The 17707-nt window shown below is 50.7% G+C and carries 15 protein-coding genes; 7 read left to right on the top strand and 8 right to left on the bottom strand.

Annotated features, from left to right (window positions below; all coding sequences use genetic code 11):
• Positions 1-253: 253 nt before the first annotated feature.
• Positions 254-1450, bottom strand: coding sequence for a lipid-A-disaccharide synthase-related protein (locus tag MLD66_RS09635; RefSeq protein WP_247217338.1), 1197 nt, complete (start codon positions 1448-1450; stop codon positions 254-256).
• A gap of 452 nt (positions 1451-1902) precedes the next feature.
• Positions 1903-3345 (bottom strand): cadherin repeat domain-containing protein, encoded by a 1443-nt coding sequence (locus MLD66_RS09630; RefSeq protein WP_247217336.1) that lies wholly within the window; start codon positions 3343-3345, stop codon positions 1903-1905.
• 243 nt (positions 3346-3588) lie between these two features.
• Here MLD66_RS09630 and MLD66_RS09625 point away from each other — a divergent pair, with 243 nt between their 5' ends.
• The 4 genes from MLD66_RS09625 to MLD66_RS09610 all read left to right on the top strand — a co-directional run bounded on the left by MLD66_RS09625 (position 3589) and on the right by MLD66_RS09610 (position 8449).
• Positions 3589-5175, top strand: a complete 1587-nt coding sequence (locus tag MLD66_RS09625) for a 2-isopropylmalate synthase (RefSeq protein ID WP_247217334.1) — start codon at positions 3589-3591, stop codon at positions 5173-5175.
• A gap of 1 nt (position 5176) precedes the next feature.
• A complete protein-coding gene (gene aroH / locus MLD66_RS09620) occupies positions 5177-5557 on the top strand; it encodes a chorismate mutase (RefSeq protein ID WP_247217332.1) in 381 nt (126 codons plus the stop codon).
• A gap of 2 nt (positions 5558-5559) precedes the next feature.
• The gene (locus MLD66_RS09615; RefSeq protein ID WP_247217330.1) at positions 5560-6567 is read left to right on the top strand and encodes an RluA family pseudouridine synthase; all 1008 of its coding nucleotides are present in this window, start codon (positions 5560-5562) and stop codon (positions 6565-6567) included.
• A gap of 325 nt (positions 6568-6892) precedes the next feature.
• Positions 6893-8449: a hypothetical protein gene (locus tag MLD66_RS09610; RefSeq protein WP_247217328.1), complete on the top strand. Its 1557-nt coding sequence runs from the start codon at positions 6893-6895 to the stop codon at positions 8447-8449.
• Here MLD66_RS09610 and MLD66_RS09605 read toward each other — a convergent pair.
• Positions 8446-8646 (bottom strand): hypothetical protein, encoded by a 201-nt coding sequence (locus MLD66_RS09605; RefSeq protein WP_247217326.1) that lies wholly within the window; start codon positions 8644-8646, stop codon positions 8446-8448. The genes MLD66_RS09610 and MLD66_RS09605 overlap by 4 nt on opposite strands.
• Positions 8647-8860: 214 nt before the next feature.
• Entirely contained in the window at positions 8861-10165 is a 1305-nt protein-coding gene (locus MLD66_RS09600; protein ID WP_247217324.1) for a tetratricopeptide repeat protein, read from the bottom strand.
• 244 nt (positions 10166-10409) lie between these two features.
• Here MLD66_RS09600 and MLD66_RS09595 point away from each other — a divergent pair, with 244 nt between their 5' ends.
• From MLD66_RS09595 to MLD66_RS09585, 3 genes are read left to right on the top strand one after another with little or no spacing between them, the layout of a single operon-like run.
• Positions 10410-10862 (top strand): pentapeptide repeat-containing protein, encoded by a 453-nt coding sequence (locus MLD66_RS09595; protein ID WP_247217322.1) that lies wholly within the window; start codon positions 10410-10412, stop codon positions 10860-10862.
• Positions 10863-10915: 53 nt separating this feature from the next.
• Positions 10916-11806 carry a tetratricopeptide repeat protein gene (locus tag MLD66_RS09590; RefSeq protein WP_247217320.1) on the top strand — a complete coding sequence of 297 codons (891 nt, stop codon included), beginning with the start codon at positions 10916-10918 and terminating at the stop codon, positions 11804-11806.
• A complete protein-coding gene (locus MLD66_RS09585) occupies positions 11803-13611 on the top strand; it encodes an NFACT RNA binding domain-containing protein (RefSeq protein WP_247217318.1) in 1809 nt (602 codons plus the stop codon). Before MLD66_RS09590 ends, MLD66_RS09585 begins: the two co-directional genes overlap by 4 nt.
• Here MLD66_RS09585 and cbiB read toward each other — a convergent pair.
• Genes cbiB through clpS form a run of 4 tightly spaced genes read right to left on the bottom strand, consistent with a single transcriptional unit; the run spans position 13543 to position 17569 of the window.
• Entirely contained in the window at positions 13543-14517 is a 975-nt protein-coding gene (gene cbiB, locus MLD66_RS09580; RefSeq protein ID WP_247217317.1) for an adenosylcobinamide-phosphate synthase CbiB, read from the bottom strand. The two genes, MLD66_RS09585 and cbiB, sit on opposite strands and share 69 nt — an antisense overlap.
• A gap of 9 nt (positions 14518-14526) precedes the next feature.
• Positions 14527-15294 (bottom strand): proteasome-type protease, encoded by a 768-nt coding sequence (locus tag MLD66_RS09575; protein WP_247217315.1) that lies wholly within the window; start codon positions 15292-15294, stop codon positions 14527-14529.
• Positions 15291-17285: an excinuclease ABC subunit UvrB gene (gene uvrB, locus MLD66_RS09570; protein ID WP_247217313.1), complete on the bottom strand. Its 1995-nt coding sequence runs from the start codon at positions 17283-17285 to the stop codon at positions 15291-15293. The genes MLD66_RS09575 and uvrB overlap by 4 nt, the downstream gene beginning before the upstream one ends.
• Positions 17282-17569 carry an ATP-dependent Clp protease adapter ClpS gene (clpS, locus tag MLD66_RS09565; protein WP_247219052.1) on the bottom strand — a complete coding sequence of 96 codons (288 nt, stop codon included), beginning with the start codon at positions 17567-17569 and terminating at the stop codon, positions 17282-17284. The genes uvrB and clpS overlap by 4 nt, the downstream gene beginning before the upstream one ends.
• Positions 17570-17707 lie beyond the last annotated feature (138 nt).

Below are 17707 nucleotides of genomic sequence, written 5' to 3'. Positions count from 1 at the left end.
CACTGCCCCCTTATTTGGTTCTTTTTTTGGTTCTTTGATTCTGGGCGATTTTTGTTCGTTAATCGAGTAGAAGTGCTATGGCAATTTGATTCTTAAATTATCTCAAGGGCATCTCTATTTATTTGAGCCAACCAGAACTCCCATCGTGGGAATGCCCTTATTACCCAGAACCAAGGGCGCTACGACCGCTAACTTTGAATTGATAGAGGTGCCCTTAATTTTCCTACCCTGTAGCTGGGAGTGGAGCAGTGCATTAACTCCGTAGATACTGCCGGATAAAACGGGCGATGGCAACACTGGCTCCCGGCTTGCCCAGGCGTTGGTGACCATTGCGGGCGATAAAATTCAACTCATCCGGGTTGGTGAGAATGTCCTGCAACACTGGCCCAACCGCCTCCGGTTTCTCCACCAGCCGCAGGGAAGGGCCAAGCAGTCGCTGTTGATAGCGGGCAAAATGCGCCGTGTACTGGGGTCCCCTGCCCGGAAAACTCACCACCGGTTTGCCCAGACCCACCAACTGCTCCGTCGCCGTCCCCGCCAGGGCAATCCCCGCATGGGCCAGATGCAGGCAATCGTTGAAATGCCCTTGGGTCACCACCATGCCCACCTGGTCGTAGCCAAACCCCACCCCCGGAAACACCGGCCAGCGATATTTTTGTAAGGTCGCCTCGATTTGGGTGCGGTCTAGTCCCGGCGCAATGGCCGCCAAAAACAAAATCTGGGGAGCCGTCAAACTCTCAATCACCCCCGGCAGTGCCTGGAGTATCAATTCCCAATTCCGGTAGGCTTCGGGCGCACGAGAACCGGGCAGTAACACAATGACCATCGCCTCCGTAAATCCCGGAATCCGCAATTCCCCCTGGGGTTCCAGGTCATCCATCATCGGGTTACCCACCCAGGTCACCGGCAACTGCCAGCGTTTTAACCAGGTAGTGGTCAATTCATCCCGGGGAAACGTCGCCAGGGAGCGGCGGATCAACCAGCGTTCCCAGGGGTAAAAGACCGAACCCGCCCACCCCTCAAACCAATGGGTTTTGGGCAAGGGCCCCTGTTCATCCCGCAGATGGTACTCAGACTTAGCGGTAGCGACAAACACAAACGACCGGCCACTCTGCCATGCCAGCCATAAAGGCCAAATATCCCCCACCGCCAACACGACCCCCCGGGGGGATGTCTGCGCCCATTCCCGCACCGCCCGCCGCTGTTGCCAGACCAGCCCCCACAGCCCCGCCCGCATATCCTCCGCCAGCCCGGTCTGCAAAAACCCCCCCGAGGGCAAATTTCGTGCTGGCCCCACCAGAGGAATCCCCAACTGCCGGTAGGTCTGCCCCGTTCCCACCAGGGGGAGTGCCCGCAGGATAGCCGCCGCCTCCATCTGTTGCAAAGCCGCCAAAATCGTCCCGGCGATCCGGTCTTCCCCGTGGCCATTACTCAAACACAATAACCGCATGAATGCTCAAGACGGGGTTAGCTGGCACATTCCAATCGGAATTGATATTACCCCAGAATATCCCCGATAGAGACCTATTTTCTGGACTGCAACCGGAAGTTTCCTCGGAAAATGCCGACCCCAATGACTTGCCTCCGTTCCTACCATCCCCGTTTAAGATGAAATGATCATGAATATGGTTGTTGGCTCTAGATCAACCGGCACTCCCTCGCCCCGCCAGAATTTTTCCCAAACTCACCCGTTATTCACTATCAGTGATGCATATGGGGATATGATAATAGTTTTAATTGAATGCTTTATAAGCAGAAGTTCCGCAGAACTAGGGATGGTAAGCCTGCTATTCTAAACTCAGTTAGGATCGCTACCGTTTCCCAGGATTGACAAATACATATTTTGTAAAACCATGTACCATAAAAGCCTTTAGTAAGGAATAAACTCCTACGACCTATATTTCAAGAATCGTGGGTAAATCGTTCCCGAAGGCGGCGACCAACTTCTCTGGCAATTTCGGGACTAACCTTGAAGCGATTGAGTTCTTCCTGGGTAATGTAGCCAATTCGTTTCCTGTAGGTAACTTTCGCCTGTTGCATCCGTTTTTGCATTGCTAAAACATCTTCTAAGCTATGTAAATTAGTGGGGAATAGACCCCAATTCGACATGGCTCTTTGTAATCTTTGGTAATGGGTTTTCAGGACATTTTTATAGCTTGTATTGCCAGGTAAGTGAACGACATCAAAACCTGGTGGGTAATCAAAAGGAGTTTTGCTCACATTGGTGGTCACTAAGTACTTCTCTGGACTAAATTCTGTTTCACAGTCTATAACTTTTGCTTGCACTAAAAATCCCAGGGGTATTTTGGGATTAAAATGGTAAAAACCGATGCTGGTATTGTGGGTAGAGTTGATCATTACTCGAATAAAGGTTCGACTATTATATTCTCGTAATTCTTCCGCAACGGTCATATCTTCAATGTCCCCTGCCCAAGTGCATCCCTGTTCTACGAGGGCAGACTGCAGGCGATGGTAGTAGGCTAAGTCAACGTAACCCCAGAAATCTTCCGAGTTGACAATGCGGTATTCATGGCTTTGACCAAAGCTAGATTTCAGAGTTTTATAGATTTTTTCGACAGCAGTTTCGATATCTCTATCTATTTCTGAAACCAAAGGAATCTGCAAAAAATCTGCCAACTGGCGACCTAAATGCTCAAGTTCAGCTAATTCTTTACGGTCTAGTTTATCTAATGAATAAGAACCACTTGAGCAGTCTATCTGGAAATAATTATTTTGTGAATCACCGCTCATCACCAGGGAATAGAAATAGTACCGATTATTATCACTATCCAAGTCGGAGTCAACCCGCAAAGAAACCTTAGAATAATTAGATAGACGCAATCTTTTTTTTATAGAACTTGGGCGTTTTAATAGTTTGGCAAAACGAGAGCGGACAAGGTGTGTTAAGGTTCCTTGATCTAAATCAAAAATCAACTCATCATTAACTGGTATATCCAGACAGATTAGTATAGATAGGACAATGGAAATAGTGCAAGAAAATATAAGTGGTAACAGCTCTATTACATCTATTACAGACTTAGAAATAGGCTCACCATGTAGCAAATAGAATTCAATCAATTCGATTATAAGACGAGACAAAATCGCAAAAAGTATAATAAAAATTACAAATAAAATAAGGGTACTTCTAAAAATAGGTCGCAGGGGCGTAGCCCCCGGCTTTGGTTCTCGAAGCGAGATAACCTTCAATAGATCCAAACCCATAATGGAAAAAGACATAAATTCACTTAAAATACCCATGCTAAGGCGAATACTAGCTACTATACCAAGAGGCTCTTCAATAACCTTAGCCTGATAAGGACTGATTTGTACCCATTTTTTAGTCATAATGATTCCTTAACCTTGGGATGTCTTCGTATTAATTGCTTTCCCGTTATTTGTCAAGTAATGTTTATCCTCTATGTCTGGGGCTGTACTCTCTGTCACCCGGATTTTTCATACAGATAGATGACATGAGTAAATTTTTAATTTTTGGTAACATTCGTCTCCGTTGACACTCTCCCCGGCATCTATTCCCAAGTTCCCGGCGGTTGCTCTATGATAAAAAGATGAATTTTTGCCCTGTCTGCCATGACCTGTGACCGGATTTTGATTTTTGACACCACCTTGCGGGATGGCGAGCAGTGCCCCGGTGCGAGTTTGAACACGGAAGAAAAGCTGGTGATTGCCCGCCAGTTGGCACGGCTGGGGGTGGATGTTATCGAGGCGGGGTTTGCCTACGCCAGTCCGGGGGATTTTGAGGCGGTGCAGACGATTGCCCGGGAGGTGCGGGAATCCATCATTTGCTCGCTGGCACGGGCGATTCCGGCGGACATTGAGGCGGCGGCGAAGGCGTTGGAACCAGCGGCGCATCCTCGCATTCACACGTTTATTTCCACCTCGGATATTCATCTGGAGCATCAGTTACGCAAAAGCCGCAGTGAGGTGTTGGATATTGCGGTGGCGATGGTGCAAAAGGCGAAAAGCTATGTGGATGATGTGGAATTTTCCCCGATGGATGCGGCTCGCTCTGACCCGGCGTATCTGTACCAAGTACTGACGGCGGTGATTGAAGCGGGGGCGACGACCGTAAATATCCCGGATACGGTGGGGTATTTGATGCCGGAGGAATTTGGTTTATTGATCAAAGGCATCCGAGAAAATGTCCCGAACATTGACCGGGCGGTGATTTCCGTGCATGGACATAATGATTTGGGGGTGGCGACGGCGAATTTTTTAGAAGCGATCAAGCAGGGTGCCCGGCAGGTGGAAGTGACGATCAATGGCATTGGGGAACGGGCGGGGAATACGGCGTTGGAAGAGTTGGTGATGGCTCTGCACGTGCGGCGCAGTTACTTTAATCCGTTTTTGGGGCGACCGGCGGAATCTACTGAACCTTTGACCCGCATTGATACGACTCAGATTTACAAAACCTCTCGTCTGGTGTCCAGTTTGACGGGGATGGTGGTACAGCCCAACAAGGCGATTGTGGGGGCGAATGCCTTTGCCCATGAGTCGGGGATTCACCAGGACGGGGTACTCAAGCATCGGCAGACCTATGAAATCATGGATGCCCGTACCATCGGCTGGCAGGCGAATCAGATTGTGTTGGGCAAGCATTCCGGTCGTCATGCGTTCCGGGCACGTCTGCAGGAGTTGGGGTTTGACCTGCATGAACAGGAATTGAACCGGGCGTTTTTGCGCTTTAAGGAATTGGCGGACAAGAAAAAAGAGATTACCGACCGGGATTTGGAAGCGATCGCCAGCGATGAGATGCAAACCCCCCTGGTGGTGAATTTCCGCCTGGAGCGGGTGCAGGTGTCCTGCGGTGACCATGAAATTCCCACGGCAACGGTGACGGTACGCTTGCCCAGTGGCGAGGAACGGACGGATGCGGCGACGGGAACGGGACCGGTGGATGCGGTCTATAAGGCGATTAACCGGGTGGTGCCTGTGCCCAATCGGTTGGTGGAATTTTCCGTCCAGTCGGTGACGGCGGGGATTGATGCGATTGGGGAGGTGACGATTCGCCTGGAGCACAACCAGCGCACCTACAGCGGTCATGCGGCGAATACGGACATCATCGTGGCTTCGGCGCAGGCGTATATGAATGCCCTGAATCGGCTGTACAATGCCCTGCAACAGCAACCCACCCCGGTAGTCACAAGTCAGACCTGATATGGTGGATGGCTGGACTTGGCGGGCACTGCGGGGGGCGACGACGGCGGAAGCCAATACCATTCCGGCGATGCGGGAAGCGGTGTTGGAGTTGTTGGATACCCTGGAGCGGGAAAATCAGCTTGACCCCCGGCAATTGCTGAGTGTGACGTTTAGTGTGACGGCGGATTTGGATGCGATTTATCCGGCGACCATTGCCCGGGAACGCCCACACTGGGATGAGGTGGCGATGTTGGATGTACAGCATATGCGGGTGCATGAGGAACTGCCCCGGTGCATTCGCCTGCTTGCCCACGTCCATTTGCCAGCCCACCAGCGGCTCGTCCATCCCTATCTGCGGGGAGCCAAACGGTTGCGCCCAGATTGGAGTTACCGCCACTAAGGATGCCAATGGAAGTGCGGGCATTTCAGGTGGTTCAGCCCATGTCCCGCCTGGATCAGGGGTTGGTACAGCAATGTCCAGAATTTTCCCGCAGTCGCCTGCAAAAGCTGATCCAACAGGGCTGTGTGCAGGTCAACCAGCAGGTGCAAACGGACAAAAATTACCCCCTGCGCCCGGGGGATTGGGTGCATCTGCACATTCCCGACCCGCAACCCCTGGATACGCCCGCCCAGCCGATTGCTTTGGACATTCTCTATGAAGATGACTATGTACTGATTCTCAACAAACCGGCGGGGTTGGTGGTACATCCGGCGCCCGGTCATTGGGACGGTACGTTGGTGAATGCCCTGCTCGCCCATTGCCCGCATTTTTTGGGGATGGCGGACAAACAACGTCCTGGCATTGTGCATCGTTTGGATAAGGACACGACCGGGGTGATGGTGGTGGCGAAAACGGCGCTGGCGCAACAGCATTTGCAGAACCAAATCCAAACCCGGCGGATGGTCAGGGAATATCTGGGGGTGATTCACGGGCGATTGCCCCAGGAAACGGGCACCATCAACGCTCCCATCGGGCGGCATCCCCAGCAACGGCAAAGAATGGCGGTGATTCCCACCGGGCGACCGGCGGTGACCCATTGGCGGGTGTTGGCGACCCAGGGGAACTACAGTTGGGTGTACTTTCGGTTGGAAACGGGGCGAACCCATCAAATTCGGGTGCATCTGAGCCATTTGGGGCATCCTTTGGTCGGCGACCCGGTGTACAGTCGCAAAGGGACAACCCAATTACCGGGGCAAGCCCTGCACGCCTGGCGATTACATTTCCAGCACCCCCAATCAGGGGAATGGTTGACGGTAGTAGCACCATTGCCGGAACATTTGGTGCGTTTCTTAAACCATTTGGGGTTCAAAAATTGCCATTTCAAAGAGATTCCCGTTCACAATGATCCACCAACCCAGCAATGTTATAGTCGTTTCACAAGAAAATGCAACACTTTGAGGCACTGGTAATCACTGTATCCCCTTCTAGGACAAGGTTTGCAGGTAAAGGCGAATGTCGCAAATTTGTTTGAAATTACCATAAATGTTCACAAAAGGGCATAAAAAAGTAGCCTTACTAAGTTTAGGGCACCTCTATTTATTGTCACCACTGGCAGATTATTTCGCTGAGATACCCATATTACCCAGAACCAAGGGCGGGGGTGCCCCCCTGCGACCTATTTTTAGAAGTGCCCTAAAATAATTGCCCACAGGTTCTATAGATTGTTAGGGGTTTTTCCCGTAAAATAAATGGCGAAGCCTAGCGTATAAACCTAGATTACTACAAACTATGGTTATGAATTCTTTTCCTAACTTCTGGCGTAATTTTGGGATTGGCACGGTTGTCAGTATCGCTTTAACAGGCATTTTGATATTTTTAGATACTCAGAATTTGCTGAGCTTAGAATTTCAGTTTATTGGGGCTAAAGCGATTATTGCCGCCCAAGGTCCTGACCCCCGTTTGAGTGCAATTGGATTTGCATTTCCCCCTTTTTTAATTTATTTAACCATGCTCTTGGGTTCACCAATTTCTACCCAAGTGTTAATCGGCACGGGCTTGGTCGGGTTGATTCTCTGGTTAGGGAGTCAATTGCCATGTAGTAGGTTATGGCGAGGAATTATTCTCATTTTATTGGTTATTAACCCAGCTTTCTTAATCATGTTAATGACCAGTCCCACCTGGACAGCAGTCAGTTTATTTCTGGGATTAAGTCTGCTTTTTTATTGGCATTTAATCAATCCCCGTGACCGTAAATACCCTCTGAGTGTGAATTTAGTGTTACTCGGTTTGACCTTAGCTCCCCTATTTCTCCTGCGTTACGAATTTTGGTTTTTACTACCAGTTTTTATGATTTTATCCTGGTTTTGTGTGCAAGGTCATCATCTACAACTCAAATTTACCCTGGTCGTAGTCACTGGGTTTATGAGTTTTGTGAGTATCGCTAGTTTCCTATATGTCAACTGGCTAATTAGTGATGATCCATTTTATTTTACCTATGCTCCCGGTAATGGTTTACGGTGGGCGAGTCTGGAGTTTTTATTGGAACAAGCACCGGGATTAACAGCCCTGGGAACGAGTATTGTTTGGATGGGACGAATGCTTCCGGTTTATTATGTATTATGTATTCTGGTTTTTTATCAAATCAGAAATTTTTTAGTAGCTAGAATTCTATTAATAGTTTCACCAATTTTACTGCTAATTATTATGTTTTGGCAAAATAATTTTCTGCCACAAGTAGCTATTTTTGGTGCATTTTCCATTTTGATTCCAGTCACATTACTACAGCCTGACCGAGTGGATTCTAAATTTCTTTGGTTCACAGTTTTTGGTTTAATTTTAAGTATCTATCTGGCTGGAAATTCATTAAATCGTAACTGGCTCATGCCTGATGAGAGTTTAGTTTGGCGACAAATCACCGGACAAGACATTCCCCAAAGTGGAACTGTTTTTCGTTGGCGACAGAGGCAACTAGACCAGCAGGAAATCAGTAACGTATTATTTCAGCGACTGCGTCCAGGGCAGAAGGTTTTGTTGGATGATGCGGTGAATTTTAGCTTTATTTACTTACTGCACGATTCCCATGTATTTATCTTACCTCATCAGTATGAATTTAGTGTTGCTTTGAGTCAACCGGAAACCCAAGTTGACTATATTTTAGTCCGTCGAAATACGGGAATACAACCGATTGTTGATCAGGCTTTGAACGCTGATACCAATCAAAATTCTTTGACCGCTATTCGTCGCAATCGTCGTCACCATACCCTAGCACGCCAACTTCATGATCATAGCTTATTTGTTGACTTTGAAGTCATTGTTAGTAATACTTTTTACCAGCTATTTCAAAGAGATTAAAAAATACAGCCTTTTAAGTGATTAAGGGATACATCTGTAAACCCACTGGCTCTAAGCAAATAGACCTTGGAAATAAGATTCTCTGCATCCTTTAATTCATGAATAGGCTGTAACTCACTAACCTCAACTAGTTTTGCCCCATTTAAGACTGCTTCGACTGCTTTTTGACGCAAATCGTAACTGTATGGTCTTGCCATCGCTTTTCTTCAAAATATCTATTTTACAATAGGACGACCTTACCCTGCTTGACTATAAATGAAAATGGAATAGGGGTCGCAGGGGCACCGCCCCCGTCCTTGGTTCTGGAAAATTTCTATATGCCTGCAACAGACAAACTACTGAATTTTATAGAGTTTTATAGATACCCTTGAAAAAGGACTTAGTATAGGGTAAAAACTTACAAATTATCGGTTAAAGACTGCTTTTGGTCACCGTCTGCATCAGTTCAAGAATTTGCTGGTGCATCACCTGGTCTCCCCGATGCTCAAACAGGGAAGCCGCTTTGCGAAAATCCACCAACGCCTCCCGTTTATTACCCAAGCGCAGACGAGCCAACCCCCGGTTCAAATAGGCATCCGCAAAATTTGGGTCTAAGCGCAACGTGCGATTGTAATCCTCAATTTCCCCCAACACATCCCCCAAATCAAACCGAGCCGTCGCCCGATTATAATAAGCCACCGCATAATCCGGGTTGATCCGAATCGCCTCCGTGTAATCCTCAATCGCCCCCGCCACATCCCCCAAATCAAACCGGGCATTCCCCCGCTTGCTGTACACCTCCGCCAAATTCGGGTCCAGTTGCAACGCCACCGTATAGTCCGCCACCGCCTCCGCAATCTGGTTCAAACTGTGGTACGCAAACCCCCGGTTGCTATACCCCCGGGCATCCTCCGGGTTGAGTTGGATCGCCTTGGTATAGTCCGCCACCGCCCCCAGCTTGTCCCCCGCCATAAACCGGGCAATCCCCCGATTGTAATACGCCTCCCCAAACTCCGGGTTAAACCGGATCGCCTCGGAATAGTCCTCAATCTCCCGCTGTACCTGCCCCAGTTCCCCGTAGGCGACCCCCCGATTGTAATACGCCTCCGCCAGGGTCGGATTCAAACGCAGGGCTTCCTGGTAGTCTTGCAGGGCTTCCTGCACCTGTCCCAGTTCAAAATAGGCACTGCCCCGCTTGTTGTAGGCTTCCGCAAACTCAGGATTGATCTGCAACGCCCGGTCTAAATCCGCCAACCCCGCCCGGTACTGCTCCAACCCCAGATACGCCACCCCCCGGTTGTAATACGCCTTGGCATCCTCCGGGTGCAATGCCAGCGCCGCCGTGTAATCCTCAATCGCCTGAGCATAATTCTTCAGCATCAAATGGGCAAAACCCCGATTGCCATGCGCCTTGGGGTCCCGGGGACGCAGGTGAATCGCCTGGGTATAATCCGCCACCGCCCCTTCGTAATCCCCCAGCATGAACCGGGCAATCCCCCGATTGTAATACGCCTCCCCAAACCGGGGGTCCAGCTGTAACGCACTGGTATAGTCACTGACCGCCCGGCTGTAATCCCCGATCATGAAATGGGCAAACCCCCGATTATTAAACGCCTTCGCATCCCCCGGATTCACCTGTAATGCCTGGGTGTAATCCAGAATTGCTCCTTGATAATCCCCTCGTCGTGCCTTATCAAAAGCCCGGATGAAGAAATTTTCCACAATCATAATGGGCATCCGCAGGAACGATGAACAGGCATCAAATCCAAACCCATGATGACCCAATCGCTAAAATCATAGTATCCACAGGGTGCAAATTGAATCGAATGGACAAGGTATCCCAGCCCCTAAATTCCTTGCCATCTATAGTCCATCTTAAATCCCCCGTCCCGTCGCAACGGAACTTTTCCCGAACCCTGAGCGTCTTGAGTGGTGAAATTCTAGTTATGTTTAACTCACTTACTACTTAGGAGTGTTTGCCATGAAAATCCCCATCCTCACCCTTGCCTTAGTCACCCTGATCGCCCTGCCGGGTGCCAGTGCCGAACCGGAACAGGTGCGTCAACTCCTGCGTACCAACAAATGTGTCAACTGTGACCTGCGGGAAGCCGACCTGCGGCGCATGGAACTGCGGAATGCGGATTTGTCCGGGGCTGACCTCACCCGTGCCAACCTGAGCGGGGCGGATTTGAGCGGTGCCAACTTAGCCGATACGGACCTGCGGGGAGTGAATTTCCGCAACGCCAACCTACGCTATGCCAATTTGAAAGGGGCGGACGTGCGGGGAGCGGACTTTACCGGAGCCATCCTCACGGGCACGGAACTAGAAGACTCCATCCGTACCGGCGGATTCATTGAGATTCCCGGACGAGCCACCCTGCGGCAAATGCCCCCCCCTACCCAACCCCTGCGCCGGTTCCCCCTGCCCCGCTAGTTGCGACCCGGTTCTGCCTGTGCGAACATGGGGGTAATCCCTGTGGTGACCCTATGGAACCGCTGGCGCCAGTTGCCCACTATCTAGCCCAAGGGGTTCAGCAAGCCCTCAGCGGGGAGAGTTCAACGGCTTTGGCTTCCCTGCGACAGGCGTTAGCCCTGCAACCCCAGCAGGCGGAAACCCATCTGCTCCAGGCACTGATTTACACCCAACAGGGGCAATTTCCAGAGGCTTTAGCCGCCTGTCAACGGGCGTTGTATCTGGAGGATGGACTGACGGAAGCCCTGGTACTGCGAGCCTATTTGTACTGCCTGGGCAAAAAACCCACCCGTGCCCTCCCGGATTTAGACCAGGTACAAGCCCTGCGCCCTGACTGGTGGACAGTTTATGCCATCCGTGCCTGGGTTTATAGCCGTTTGGAACGCTGGCAGGCGGCGCAGGAGGATTTACAACGGGCATTGCACCTGGAACCGACCAGTGGGGAAATTTGCTACAATTTAGGACTGGTTTATCACGCCCTGGGAGAGAAGGAATTGGCGTTGGAGTATTGGGGGCGGGCGTTACTGCTCCAACCGGAACTCACCGAAGCCCATGCCCACCGGGCGACCCTTTACCAGGAGATGAAGGATTACCAGCGCAGTCTGGCGGAATACGACCTCTGGTTGCGCCACCAACCCCAGGAACCCAAAGCCTACTACGGGCGGGGGACGGTACGGGCGGCACAGGGCGACCGGGAAGGGGCAATTCAGGATTTTAGCCAAGCGTTGCAGTTAAATCCCAACGCCGGGGAAGCCTGGTTTCAACGGGGATTGGTCTATTCTTTGTTGGGGCAAACCACCGCCGCTTTAGAAGATGCCCGCCGCGCCGCCCAAATTTTCGACAAACAGGGCAATACCACCGCCTACCATCGGGCACGGGGACTGATTGCCTATCTGCACAAATGAACCCTGCCAAAACCAGCCTCCAACCCTGCGACCTCACCACCTTGGTCGCCGTATACCAGGAATTGCAACGGGATTGGGTGCCTAGTCGTATTGAAAAAATACTGCAAACGGATAAACATCATCTGTACTTGAACCTGCGTACCCTGCACGGACGGGGTTGGTTGCTCCTCTCTTGGCATCCCCAGGCGAGCCGCCTCCACCTCAGCCCTGCGCCCCCCGCCGAGCCGGACACCTTTACCTTTAGTCAACAACTGTGGCAGAAACTGGGGCATCTGGCGCTCACCGACCTGCGCCTGAGCGACCCCTGGGAACGGGTGGTGGACTTGCACTTTGCCCCCCGCCCCGGTGAACCCGCCCAATGGCACCTCTACCTGGAAGTGATGGGACGCTACAGCAACGCCATCCTCACCCACGCTGACGGCACCATCCTCACCTGCGCCCACCAGGTCAGCGCCCAGGAGTCCCGGGTACGCCCCCTGCAAACCGGCACCCTGTACCAACTGCCCCCCAGCTTAACCCAACCCCCACCCCAGCGGGAGGAACCGTTTGAGCGTTGGCACCAACGGCTGACCTTGATCCCCATCCCACTCAGCCGGGCATTGCTCCAAAACTACCGGGGACTGAGCATGAAATTGGTACGGGAAATGGGGTATATGCTTCAGCTTGACCCGGACATTCCAGTTAATCAAATAACATCCCAGCAATGGGAGCAATTATGGGCACTTTGGCAGACCTGGTTAGAAACATTGCAGGCGAAAAAGTTTACCCCCGGATTAACGGCTCAAGGCTATACCGTGTTGGGGTGGGGCATCACCCAATCCTATGCCACCGTGAGTGAATTACTTCAGGATTATTATCAGCACCATTTGGGGACACAAACATTCCAACAGCAGGTGCATCAACTGGGGCAAAAACTGCAAAATCAACAAAAAAAACTCCACCAAAAAGCCCAACTATTCAGCGAAAAACTCAGCCAAGTTACCAACGCCGAATCCTATCGTACCCAAGCGGATTTACTCATGGCACACTTGCACCAATGGGCACCCGGCATGCGGGAAATGCAACTACCGGATTTTAGCACTGGCACCCTCATGACCATCCTCATTCCTCCAGAGAAAAACGCCCTGCAAACCGCCCAGGATTTATACAAAAAATATCAAAAACTCAAACGAGCCAACGATACCGTATTACCCCTGCTGGCAGAAGTTAAAAAACAATTAGCGTACCTAGAACAGGTGGAAACCCTCGTGCAACAATTGGAACTTTCCCCCAATGCTTTGGCAATTTTGGCGGAAATTTACAGCGAACTTGCCCAACAGGGCTACGATTGGCAACCCAGCACCTATCGCCCGAATTCCCGACCGAAAACCATCCCTTTTTTAACTTTTGCTACCCCTGACGGTCATCCCATTTATGTGGGGCGCAACAATCGCCAAAATGAAGCCCTAACCTTCACCTATGCAAACGACTATGACCTCTGGTTTCACGCCCAGGAAATTCCCGGTAGCCATGTGATTTTGCGCCTCCCCCCAGGCACTCGCCCTAGTACAGCCGATTTACAGACAACCGCCAACATTGCCGCCTACTACAGCCGCAGTCGCCACAGCCAGCAAGTGCCTGTGATTTACACCCCCGCTAAATATGTGCAACGGCTCAAAGGTCAACCCCCCGGCACGGTACATTACCGCCACGAACAGGTGATTTGGGGTGAACCCGCCCAAGCCCCAATTGCACAATTAACCTGGCAATATCCCCAGGAGCAACAGTCCCAGCCCCAACCAAATCAAAAAACACCATCGAGTTAGGTGCAATGCCTGTTTGATCACTGTTGGGGTAATTTCTCGGTGCGATTCCCCCAATTTAGGCTTGATTTTCACCACCCCCCGGTAGGTATTCACCCCGCCCAATTGCACCCCCAACGCCGCCGCATAACAACATTCACTCCAACCGGAATTGGGACTGGGATCAAAGGGGGCATCGCGACTACAAATGCGCCACACATACCGAGGTTTTCCTGATAGGAACCCAATCGTCATGACCACCAAACGACAGGGAAGCCATGTTAATACATCATCCAGACGGGCACTTGCCCAACCCAGGTGGGTGTAGGGGGGGGTACGATAGCCCACCATTGAGTCCAATGTACTTACAGCCTTGTAGCCCAAAGCCCACACCGCCGGAGATTGCCCCAGGAATCCCCCCAAAAGTGCATAAAATAGGGGAGCCATCACCCCATCGGTGGCATTTTCACTCACGGTTTCCAGCACCGCCCGCAGGATTTCTGCCCTATCCAAATGTGCCGTATCCCGCCCCACATATTGACTGAGAATTTGGCGAGCTTGGGGTAAATCACCCGAATTTAATGGGGCTAATACCTCCATCGCCGCCCGGTGTAAACTGCGTCCTGCGAAGCAACTCGCTAACAGAATCATTTGTAAAATTAGGGCTAAATTTCTATGCCGTATTTGCGTAAAGATAATTAAAATTATCACACTAGCAATGGTACTGCCAATCAGCACAATAACTAATACAATACCGGCGATTTTTTCCCCGGCTTTTCCCAAATTGCTTGCCCAAATTAACCGGCAATAATGATTAATGATCCAACCCATGACCTGCACGGGATGGAGCCATTGGGGCGGGTCACCCACCAGGTAATCTAAAATGGCGGCTCCGAGGATCAGGATCGCTGTAGTCCCATCCGTTGTCATTCCGAGCTTTTAACCAGGATAGTCCCAGCCCGAAACCTCCTGGGAACTCCCCTGCCACTGGGGGTCAGGCATCTGAGCAAACGCCTGTTTCAAAGACTGCTCCCAGGAGCGGCGCATTTGCAGTAAATACGGGTCACCCAAACGTAATTCCAGCCAATGGTTAAGCCGAAAACTATCCCGCTCATATCGAACTAAATGAATGGGCGGTCCTACGGAAATATTCGATTTCATGGTGGAATCAATGGACAATAAAGCACATTTAGCCGCCGCTTCCAGGGACGTATGATAGGTTAAGGTTCGGTCTAAAATTGGTTTCCCATACTTGGTTTCACCGATTTGTAAAAAAGGGGTTTCCGGGGTGGCGTGAATGCAGTTTCCCTGGGGATAAATGAGGAACAATTCTGGTTCGTCTCCGGGAATTTGTCCCCCTAGTAATAAATTACACTGAAAATCAATGTGATCCCGCTCCAGCCAAGGGCGATTTTCCTCCTGAAGTTTGCGAATTTTTTTGCCAATATAATTGGTAATGTCATAGAGCGAACCGAGGGTATGCAAATTCTCCGGGTGTTGGTGATGAATGTCCTGGCGCAATTGGGTGATCACCGCCTGGGTCATGGCTAAATTCCCAGAGGTACAGATCAACACAATCCGTTCTCCGGGTACGGAAAAGTCAAATAATTTCCGATAGGTGGAAATGTAATCAACCCCCGCATTGGTACGGGAATCAGCCGCCATCACCAAACCTGATTTCGTTAAAATTCCCAGGCAGTAGGTCATCGTTCTGGGGAAGCGAGTTGTTGCTTCAATTTCTGGATTTGATCCCGGTAACGAGCCGCCTGTTCAAATTCTAAATTTTGCGCCGCCGTTTGCATCTGTGCTTCTAATTCCTGAATTAAACCCGGCAGTTCACTCCTAGGAATCGGGGCGGTTTCATAACTGCCTGGAGATTCTTTCGCCTGTACCCGCCGGGAAAATTCCAAGGTTTGCAAAATGCGATTGGTGGCTTGGCGGCGAATGGGTTGGGGGGTAATGCCATGTTCTTGGTTGTAAGCGATTTGTTTTTGGCGACGGCGTTGGGTTTCCTGGATGGCTCGTTCCATACTTTCGGTAATCACATCCGCATACAAAATCGCCTGCCCGTTGACATGCCGAGCCGCCCGACCAATGGTTTGAATTAAAGAGCGTTCTGAACGTAGAAATCCCTCCTTATCCGCATCTAAAATTGCTACCAAAGAAACCTCTGGTAAATCTAGTCCTTCCCGCAGTAAATTCACCCCCACAATCACATCACATTCATCCGCCCGCAGTCCTTGTAAAATTTCAATCCGCCCAATGGCATCAATTTCCGAATGGAGGTAATTGACCCGCAGGTGATGTTCCTGGAAATAACTGGTCAAATCCTCCGCCATACGTTTGGTTAACGTGGTGACCAAAACCTTCTCGCCTCGCTGTACCCGCTGGTGAATTTCCCCAGTCAAATCTTCCACTTGGTTCGTAGTAGGTCGCACATCAATTTCTGGGTCTAATACCCCCGTCGGACGGATGATTAATTCCACTACCTGTTGGGAAATTTCTAGCTCCCAATCCCCCGGGGTTGCCGACACAAAAATACACTGTTTCACCTTTTGCCAAAATTCATCGGCTTTCAGGGGACGATTATCGGCGGCACTGGGCAAGCGAAACCCATGTTCAATCAACACCCGTTTGCGAGATTGATCCCCTTCATACATCCCCCGCAATTGGGGCACGGTCACATGGGATTCATCCACAATTAATAACCAGTCTTCCGGGAAATAATCCACCAAACATTCCGGGGGGGAGCCGGGGGGACGACCGGTCAGATGGCGGGAATAATTCTCCACCCCATTACAGTAACCCACAGTACGCAAAAGTTCCAAATCATAGCGGGTACGTTGCTTAAGCCGTTGGGCTTCTAGGAGTTTATTTTGGGATTCTAAATAAGCTAACTGGGCTTCTAATTCTTGTTCAATATTGATGCAGGCTTGCTCTAACTGTTCCTGGGGGGTAACAAAGTGACGGGCAGGATAGATATTAATTTGCTCAACCCGTTCTAAAATGGCTCCGGTCACTGGGTCTAGTAATTGGATACTTTCAATTTCATCCCCCCAAAATTCCACCCGGATCACCCGGTCTTCGTAGGCGGGACCAATTTCTAAAATATCCCCCCGCACCCGGAATTTACCCCGCCCCAATTCCACATCATTCCGCTCGTATTGAATGCTCACCAATGCCCGCAAGACTTGGGATGAATCCACCATCAAACCCACCTGCAAACGGATGGCAGCATTTAGATATTCGCTGGGAATCCCCAACCCATAAATGCAACTAATGGAAGCCACCACAATCACATCCCGCCGTTCAAATAAAGACCGGGTGGCGGAATGGCGCAACATATCAATTTCATCATTGATCGAAGCACTTTTGGCAATATAAGTATCGGTGACGGGAATATAGGCTTCGGGTTGGTAGTAATCGTAATAGCTAATAAAATATTCCACTGCATTATCGGGGAAAAACTCCCGCAATTCATTACAAAGTTGGGCGGCGAGGGTTTTATTGTGCGCCAAAACTAAGGTGGGTCGCCCCACCTGCTCGATGACTTTCGCCATGACAAAGGTTTTCCCCGTCCCCGTTGCCCCCAGGAGGGTTTGGTAGGTATGCCCCGCCTGGAGTCCCCGCACCATCTGGTGAATGGCTCGGGGTTGGTCGCCGGTGGGGACAAAGGGAGCCTGTACCCGAAAGTTCATGCCGCTTCCAGGGGAGCCATCGTTAACCCTGCCCGTTTGAGTTGTTCGTGGTAGAGTTCCGCCGGTTCCTGGGGACCCACCCACACCACCGCCTGCCCCTCGTAATGCACCTGATTGGTCAATTCCCAGGCGCGGTCGGGGGTCATGCAGGGAATGTATTGCACCAGGCAACGGGCGACGTGTTCAAAGGTGTTGACATCATCGTTCAAAACAATCACCTTGTAGTTCGGGTAGTGTTGGCGAACGATTTGACTCCCTTTCTCCGGGAGCACTTGCGTGGACATGGCAACAGGACAATTGGTCATAACTCCTCATCCCCAAAGATGACACGGATAAACAAGCCCACACCTGAATTGGCACGGGACTCTGGCTCTAGTATAAGGTTAGATTTCCGTAAGGCGGTCTCCCCCGTTAGACTACTA

Origin of the sequence: Synechococcus sp. C9 (genome assembly GCF_022984075.1) — a bacterium.
GTDB lineage: Bacteria > Cyanobacteriota > Cyanobacteriia > Gloeomargaritales > Gloeomargaritaceae > Gloeomargarita.
The sequence above is the reverse complement of the archived record's forward strand: the minus strand, read 5'-3'. Positions and strand labels throughout refer to the sequence as shown.

Coding starts and splice junctions, on each gene's coding strand:
- MLD66_RS09610 (WP_247217328.1), top strand. CDS start 6,893: ATGAATTCTTTTCCTAACTTCTGGCGTAATTTTGGGATTGGCACGGTT.
- cbiB (WP_247217317.1), bottom strand. CDS start 14,517: ATGACAACGGATGGGACTACAGCGATCCTGATCCTCGGAGCCGCCATT.
- MLD66_RS09600 (WP_247217324.1), bottom strand. CDS start 10,165: ATGCCCATTATGATTGTGGAAAATTTCTTCATCCGGGCTTTTGATAAG.
- MLD66_RS09630 (WP_247217336.1), bottom strand. CDS start 3,345: ATGACTAAAAAATGGGTACAAATCAGTCCTTATCAGGCTAAGGTTATT.
- MLD66_RS09625 (WP_247217334.1), top strand. CDS start 3,589: ATGACCTGTGACCGGATTTTGATTTTTGACACCACCTTGCGGGATGGC.
- uvrB (WP_247217313.1), bottom strand. CDS start 17,285: ATGAACTTTCGGGTACAGGCTCCCTTTGTCCCCACCGGCGACCAACCC.
- clpS (WP_247219052.1), bottom strand. CDS start 17,569: ATGTCCACGCAAGTGCTCCCGGAGAAAGGGAGTCAAATCGTTCGCCAA.
- MLD66_RS09595 (WP_247217322.1), top strand. CDS start 10,410: ATGAAAATCCCCATCCTCACCCTTGCCTTAGTCACCCTGATCGCCCTG.
- MLD66_RS09575 (WP_247217315.1), bottom strand. CDS start 15,294: ATGACCTACTGCCTGGGAATTTTAACGAAATCAGGTTTGGTGATGGCG.
- MLD66_RS09635 (WP_247217338.1), bottom strand. CDS start 1,450: ATGCGGTTATTGTGTTTGAGTAATGGCCACGGGGAAGACCGGATCGCC.
- MLD66_RS09615 (WP_247217330.1), top strand. CDS start 5,560: ATGCCAATGGAAGTGCGGGCATTTCAGGTGGTTCAGCCCATGTCCCGC.
- MLD66_RS09590 (WP_247217320.1), top strand. CDS start 10,916: ATGGAACCGCTGGCGCCAGTTGCCCACTATCTAGCCCAAGGGGTTCAG.
- MLD66_RS09585 (WP_247217318.1), top strand. CDS start 11,803: ATGAACCCTGCCAAAACCAGCCTCCAACCCTGCGACCTCACCACCTTG.
- aroH (WP_247217332.1), top strand. CDS start 5,177: ATGGTGGATGGCTGGACTTGGCGGGCACTGCGGGGGGCGACGACGGCG.
- MLD66_RS09605 (WP_247217326.1), bottom strand. CDS start 8,646: ATGGCAAGACCATACAGTTACGATTTGCGTCAAAAAGCAGTCGAAGCA.